This is a genomic window from Nocardiopsis protaetiae, assembly GCF_045446735.1.
GTDB lineage: Bacteria > Actinomycetota > Actinomycetes > Streptosporangiales > Streptosporangiaceae > Nocardiopsis > Nocardiopsis protaetiae.
Genome location: NZ_JBJJBV010000351.1, coordinates 1 through 6,329 on the forward strand (window position 1 = coordinate 1; position 6,329 = coordinate 6,329).

Sequence of the window (6,329 nt, forward strand, 5' to 3'; positions counted from 1 at the left end):
GTCGAGGTCGTCCAGTAGGTCGGGGTCCACGTGCATGCCCGCGGCGTGGTGGTGGGCGCGGGTGATGGTGGAGTCCACGCCGACCAGGTCCAGGTCGACGTCGCCGCGGGCGGCGGCGTGGGCGGTCATCTCGTCCATGAGGTGTTGAAACAGGCCGGTGGAGGCCCATAGGCGGAACCGGTCGTAGATGGTGGACCAGGAGCCGTAGCGTTCGGGAACGTCGCGCCAGGGTGCGCCGGTGCGGAACCGCCACATGATGGCGTTGAAGTAGCTGCGCAGGTCGGGGATGGGTCCGCGGGTGCCCAGGGGCAGGTGCGGTCCGATCAGGTCCCATTCGTCGTCGGTGAGGTCGCCGCGTGCCATGGGTCTGGTTTACCGGTTCGGGCCCTCGCCCGGGGGGCGAGTGCCCGAACCGTGATCAAAACCCAGAACAGGCCCTAGGCCGGGCGCCGCGGCCGAGTCCTGGTTGAACGGTGAGGGGTTCACCAGCGCCGAACTCCAGCCGCTGGGCGAGCAGGACGTGCGGGCGTTCGTCCACCACTGGCACGAAGCGGTGCGCAGCGAGACGGTGGACGCCGAGGAACGCGACCGCCTTACCCGGTATGAGGCGGAGCTGACCCGCAAGCTCACAGGCCAGCGGCACCTGCTGGCCCTGGCGGCGACTCCACTGCTCTGCGCGCTGCTGTGCGCCTTGTACCGGGACCGGCACACGGCACTTCCCCGGGACCGGATGGAGGTCTACGAGGCGGCCCTGGCCATGCTGCTCAAGGACCGAGACCTCCAGCGCGGGATCGACCACGGGGTGGACCTGTCCCGGAGCGAGCAGGTGCTGCTGCTCCAGGAGCTGGCCAAGTGGCTGATCATCAACGGCGCCTCCGACGCCCCGGTGGAGACCGCACGCCGCCAGACCGGACGGGTGCTGGCGACCATGCATCGCGTGGAGTATCCGCCGGAGAAGGTGTTCGACCACCTGGTGGTGCGCAGTGGCCTGTTGCAGACTCCGGCAGTGGACCGGGTGAGCTTCCTGCACCGCACCTTCGAGGAGTACCTGGCGGCCAAGGCGCTGGTGGAGGACGACAGCCTGCCTCTGCTGGTGCGCAACGCCCACGACGACCAGTGGCACGAGACGGTGGTGATGGCGGCCGGACATGCCAACCCGGCCCAGCGGGAAGAGCTGATCCGGGGTCTGTTGGCCCGCTCCGACGGGGAGAAGCGCAACCAGGACCGGTTGCTGCTGGTGGCCTTCGCCTGCCTGGAGACCTCACCCCGCTTGTCTGAGGAGCTACGCAAGGAGATCCACACACGGGTCCGGTCTCTACTGCCACCCCGCAAAGCCGCCCATGTCCGGGCCTTGGCCCTGGTCGGCGAGGCCGCACTGCCGCTGTTGGCCGCACAGCCACCGACCAACGCCGCCGAGGCCCGGTGGACCATCGAGGCGGCCGGGCTGATCGGCGGTCCTGACAGTGCGGCGATCATCGACCGGGCGTTGGAGAATCGCTCCCACCAGGTCTTCCTTGCCGCCCAGCGGGTGTGGCGGGCGGACCAGGGGGACGAGCTGGCGGCCGTGTTCCTACCTCGGGCCGTCGCGCGCCACGCCGACTACTACAACCCGATCCCGGCCGATCGCATCGATCTGGCCGTACGGCACATGTCCGGCGCCCCGCGCCTGTGTTTGGAGGGCAGGACCGGGAACACCCTCGACGGTGTGGCCCGCATGCCCGGGATCGAGATAGTCCACCTGCGCAATCGGCCGGACCACGCCTGGCACGGTATCGACCTCGCGCCTCTGGGCGGCCTCGAACAGCTGACCGGCCTGGAGGTCTACGCGAACGCCTACGCAGCCTCGGTATCCCCCCTCCGGCGAACGCCGTTGAAGGAACTGCTGCTGAGCCATCCGAGCCGGACCGCCGACCTAGAGGCCGTGCGGGATTTCGACCATCTGGAGTACCTGGGCTTCTCCGGAACGGTTCCCGCGGCCCCACTGGACGCGCTGCTGCCATCGGGCCTGCAACGACTCGAACTGACGAGTCTGTGGCTCGATGACCTGCGGATGCTGAAGAAGGTGCCCAACCGCGTCACCAGGCTGAAAGTGGCGAACTGCCGCGACCTCGGCTCACTGGAGGGCATCGAAAGCCAGGCGGAAACGCTGACCGAGTTCTGCCACCGGGCATGGATCGAGACCGTGGACCTGGGGCCCCTGCGGAAAGTCCCCGGGCTCGCACGGCTACGCCTGGACCTGTTCACCGCGTGGCGCAACATCGGCCACCTCACCCGGATACCTGGGCTGCGCCTACTCTTCTTGGAACTGGGCGGGAGAAACCACGAGGACCTGTCCTGGGTCCGGGAGGTCCCCGGCCTGGAGACCCTCTGCCTGCAGCACTCGGGAACCCTGGATCTGACATCCCTGGCGGGGATGCGCGGCCTCACCGTGCACGTGCGCCGGGGACGCCGGATCATCGGGGCGGACCAGCTCGGGGAGGGGTCCACGGTGATCCGGGGGTTCCCGGAAGAGGTGTTCCCGTGGTGATCCGAGAAACCCGCTCCACAGTCTTTTCAGGGAGGGACCGGGAAAACAAGGGGAGAAAGTCCTCTTTTCCCGCCAAAAGTAGTTCAATATTTGACCTCTGGGGATCTGGAAATCTCGGAAGGCCTGTGACCTCAGGGGATGTGACCGCGGGCACCGGCGGTTCAGTGGTCCGGATACCACTGGCGGAAAGGCACCCCTAGACTCGGAGCAGACCCTCGGAGAAACGGTGGAGAGAGCGCCCATGAGTGACGGTGAGACCCCCGCCCTCGGCCAGGAGCGGCTGTCCCTTCCCGAGGTCCGGCTGGACGCCCTGCTCGACGAGGTGCGCTCCCGGCTCAGCGAGATCTCCACGACCCAGGGGCGCATCCGCACCCTCCTGGAGGCGGTCGTCTCCATCGGGGAGGGCCTGGAGCTCGACCCGCTGCTGCTGCGCATCACCGAGACCGCGAGCAGCCTGGTCAGCGCCCGCTACGGGGCGCTGGGCGTGATCGGGCCGGACGGGGAGATGAGCAGGTTCATCCCGGTGGGCCTGCGCCCGGACGAGATCGCCTCCATCGAGCACTGGCCCCGCGGCGAGGGCATCCTGGGGCTGCTCATCAAGGAGCCCGAACCCCTGCGCCTGGCCGACGTCTCCGACCACCCCGAGTCGGTGGGCTTCCCCAAGGGGCACCCGGTGATGCGCACCTTCCTGGGGGTGCCCATCCGCATCCGCGACCGGGTGTTCGGCAACCTGTACATGACCGACAAGCGCGACGGCGGGCAGTTCACCGGCGACGACGAGCTGCTGCTGCGCGCCCTGGCCACGGCGGCGGGCACCGCCATCGAGAACGCCCAGCTGTTCGCCGAGACCCAGAGCCGGGAGACCTGGCTGGACGCCTCGGGGCAGATCACCACCCGGCTGCTGTCGGGCGCCCCGCCCGAGGAGGTGCTGCGGCTGGTGGCCCGGCGGGCGCGGCTGATGGCGCACGCCGACATCTCCGTCATCGCCATGCCGGGCGAGGAGGCCGCCACCCTCACCGTGCGGGTGTGGGACGCCCCCGAGGACGACGACTCCCCGGAGGGCGCGGTGCGCGGCCGCCGCAGCGCCGCGCTGGCGGCCGGGGTGCGGGGCGCCACCCTCACCTGCGCCCCGGACACCCTGCTGGGGCGGGTCTACCTGAGCGGTCGGCCGATCTGCACCGACATCTCCGAGCACTGCGACCCGGGCATCGAGTTCCTGGCCAAGCTGGGGCTGGGGTCGATCCTGGTGCTGCCGTTCGGGCCGCCGGGCGGGGCGCGCGGGGTGCTGCTGCTGGCGCGCGCCGCGGGCCGGGAGGAGTTCCCGGCGGCGTGGATGAGCATGCTGGCGTCCTTCGCCGACCAGGCGGCGGTGGCCCTGGAGCTGGCCGAGGCGCGGCTGGACTCCGAGCGGCTCAGCGTCCTGGAGGACCGCGACCGCATCGCCCGCGACCTGCACGACACGGTCATCCAGCGGCTGTACGCCACCGCGATCACGCTGATGGGCACGGTGCGGCGGATCGACGACGACACCTCGTCCCAGCGGGTGCAGAACGCGGTGACGGACCTGGACGACACCATCCGGCAGATCCGTTCGACGATCTTCGCCCTGCAGAGTTCGGGCGATGACTCCTCCTGGCTGCGCTCCCAGGTGCTGGACCTGGTCAACGGGGCCACCGAGTCGCTGGGGTTCGCGCCGCGGCTGCTCACCCAGGGGCCGGTGGACACCACCGTGGACGAGGCCACCGGCACGCACCTGGTGGCGGTGCTGCGCGAGCTGCTGTCCAACGCCGCCCGGCACGCGCACGCCACGGCGGTGGACGTGGAGGTGTCGGTGGCCGACGGGGTGGTGGTGCTGCGGGTCTCCGACGACGGCGCCGGTATCCCGGAGGGCGCGCACCGCAGCGGGCTGCGCAACATCGCCTCCCGGGCGCAGGAGCTGGGCGGGTCGGTGGAGGTCGAGTCCGCCCCGGGAGAGGGCACATCGGTGCGCTGGTCGGTGCCCGCCCGGACCTCCGCCTGAGCGGTCCGGCCGAGCCGTCTCGCACCTACGCCCGGGCCGTCCGCCTGAACGGTCCGGCCGAGCGGCCCGCCCGCCGCCCGGCCGGCACCCGCACCCGAAACGGCCCCGCGCCCACCGGGCGCGGGCCGTCGGTCAGGAGCCCTCCATGGACAGGCGGACCGCGTAGGCGGCCGCCTGGGTCCGGCGGGCCATGCCGAGCTTGGCGAGCACCCGCGAGACGTAGTTCTTGACGGTCTTCTCCGCCAGGTACATGCGGGCGCCGATCTCCCGGTTGGTCAGGCCCTCGCCGATGAGCTCCAGCACCCGGCGCTCCTGGTCGGTGAGCTCGCTCAGCGGGTCCTTGCGGCCCGCCTCCTCACGCAGCCGCTCCAGCATGCGGGTGGTCGACTCCGGGTCCAGCAGCGAGCGGCCCGAGGCGACGGTGCGCACGGCGCCGACCAGGTCGGTGCCGTGGATCTGCTTGAGGATGTAGCCCGAGGCCCCGGCCATGACGGCGCCGTACAGGGCCTCGTCGTCGGAGTAGGACGTGAGCATGAGGATGCGCGTCTCCGGGAGCAGGGAGCGGATCTCCCGGCAGACGGTGACCCCGTCGCCGTCGGGCAGGCGCACGTCGAGCACCACCACGTCGGGGGTCAGGGCGGGCACCCGGGCCAGCGCCTGGGTGGCGGTGCCGGCCTCGCCCACCACCTCGATGCCGTCCTCGTCGTCCAGCAGGGAGCCCACGCCCCGGCGGACGATCTCGTGGTCGTCGACCAGGAACACCCGGATCGTGTCGTCGCCGTCCATCAGGTGCGCACCTCATCTCCTCGTAGGCCGCCCCGGTCCCGGGCCGCCGAGCCCCATTGTGGGGCACGCGCCGCGGGTGCGCGCCGTCCGAACGGCGCTGTCATCGGTGACACGGGTCCCGTTTCTCCAGCTTAGACAACGAGCATTGTCGCTTTATGGGTCCAACGTCCTATTTTGTTTGAGGCCTAGGACCTGCGGGGTACGCGCTCAAAAGGGACCTCCGCCATCGTCCCGGGGACCGTAGGGTATCGGTCACCACCCGCTGAGCAGGGACAATGGTGGAGATCGTGAAAATTCGGGGGAGCCGATCTCGGGGGGTCGCAATGGTTCATGAAAGCGGAATCGGAACCGCGCGGGGACAGGCGGCGGTGCCGCCCGGCCGTGCCCCCGACGACGATCTGCTGTCGGGCACCCGGCGGCTCGGTGAGGACTCCGAGATGCTCATGGGCACCGATCTCGCGGAGGGGGACGCCGAGGCGACCTTCACCGTGCTGGAGCGCGAGACCTGCTTCAACCTGGCGGCCACCCGCGACATCGGGCGTATCGCGTTCACCATCGACGGCGACGCCGCGCCGACCGTGCTGCCGGTCAACTACACCCTGGTCAACGAGACGATCGTGCTGCGCACCTCGCTGGCGGGCACCGTCATGCGCTACGCCCGCGGCTACGCGTCCTTCCAGGTGGACCACTTCGACGACGAGCGCCGCGAGGGCTGGAGCGCGCTGTTCACCGGGCGCTGCCGGTGGGTGCGCGACGAGGGGGAGCTCGCCCGCATCCCCCAGGGGCGGCTGCCCGTGCCCTGGGCGCAGGGGCCGCGGGACCAGGTCCTGCGGATCGTCCCCAACCGGATCACCGGGCGCCGGATCCAGCGCCCCTGATCCGGCACCCGATCTGCCGCCCGATCCGGCACCCGATCCGGAACTCCTGGACGTGTGCGGGCGGCGACGGGCCCGCCGCCGCCCGTGACCGCACCCGGCCGCGCCCGTGAACGGCGCG

The 6,329-nt window shown here is 70.9% G+C and carries 5 protein-coding genes; 3 read left to right on the forward strand and 2 right to left on the reverse strand.

The window, feature by feature from the left end:
* Positions 1–363, reverse strand: a 363-nt coding sequence (locus tag ACJOT3_RS31575) for a transposase (protein ID WP_406976789.1), incomplete at its 3' end; no start/stop codon positions are given.
* Positions 364–466: 103 nt separating this feature from the next.
* On the opposite strand from ACJOT3_RS31575, the gene ACJOT3_RS31580 reads away from it, so the two are divergent.
* A complete protein-coding gene (locus ACJOT3_RS31580; protein ID WP_406976790.1) occupies positions 467–2,527 on the forward strand; it encodes an NACHT domain-containing protein in 2,061 nt (686 codons plus the stop codon).
* A gap of 241 nt (positions 2,528–2,768) precedes the next feature.
* Complete coding sequence (locus ACJOT3_RS31585) at positions 2,769–4,547, forward strand: GAF domain-containing sensor histidine kinase (protein WP_406976791.1); 1,779 nt, start codon at positions 2,769–2,771, stop codon at positions 4,545–4,547.
* 132 nt (positions 4,548–4,679) lie between these two features.
* On the opposite strand, the gene ACJOT3_RS31590 is transcribed toward ACJOT3_RS31585, so the two are convergent.
* Positions 4,680–5,333, reverse strand: a complete 654-nt coding sequence (locus ACJOT3_RS31590) for a response regulator (protein ID WP_406976792.1) — start codon at positions 5,331–5,333, stop codon at positions 4,680–4,682.
* Positions 5,334–5,656: 323 nt separating this feature from the next.
* Between ACJOT3_RS31590 and ACJOT3_RS31595 the strand changes: the two genes are divergently transcribed.
* Positions 5,657–6,211, forward strand: a complete 555-nt coding sequence (locus tag ACJOT3_RS31595) for a pyridoxamine 5'-phosphate oxidase family protein (protein WP_406976793.1) — start codon at positions 5,657–5,659, stop codon at positions 6,209–6,211.
* Positions 6,212–6,329: the final 118 nt, after the last annotated feature.